The organism is Sulfurihydrogenibium sp., from assembly GCF_027448985.1.
GTDB lineage: Bacteria > Aquificota > Aquificia > Aquificales > Hydrogenothermaceae > Sulfurihydrogenibium.
This window is the reverse complement of the sequence record NZ_DAIDMN010000184.1, coordinates 1-590: the sequence shown is the minus strand read 5'-3', so window position 1 is coordinate 590 and position 590 is coordinate 1. Positions and strand designations below refer to the sequence as shown.

The window sequence follows — 590 nt, the reverse complement described above, 5'->3', positions numbered from 1 at the left end:
AATCCAAGGCATCATAGCTCTTAGCTTCACGCCTGTTTGCTCGATGAGAGATGCTCTTGCGTTTGCTCTCTCAGCGTTCATGCGAGGGTAGCCTGCTTGACCTTCAAGGATGAAGTCTTTTGCAAATCTTCCGTCTTGAATCTCTTTTAGAATCTCTTTCATTGCAGCCTTACTCTCTGCATTGATAACACGCTTGCCAGAAACATAGTCGCCGTACTCTGCTGTGTTAGAGATAGAATATCTCATATCTGCGATTCCGCCTTGGAACATCAAGTCAACAATGAGTTTTAGCTCATGTAAACATTCAAAGTATGCAAGTTCTGGAGCATAACCCGCTTCTGTTAGTGTTTCAAAACCAGCTTGAACAAGTGAAGCAGCACCGCCACAAAGAACAGCTTGCTCTCCAAAAAGGTCAGTTTCTGTCTCATCTTTGAAAGTTGTCTCGATGATTGCAGTTCTTCCGCCGCCAATAGCTGATGCGTAAGAGAGTGCTAGTTCTCTAGTTTTTCCGCTTGGATTTTGTCCAACAGCGATAAGGTCTGGAATACCACCGCCACGAACGAACTCAGAACGAACAGTGTGTCCCGGAG

Annotated in this window: 1 protein-coding gene; it reads right to left on the bottom strand. The window is 45.3% G+C overall.

Features of this window, described 5'->3' with window-relative positions:
• The coding region (gene ilvC / locus NE054_RS08485) for a ketol-acid reductoisomerase (protein ID WP_297890560.1) at window positions 1-590 on the bottom strand (590 nt) is incomplete at both ends.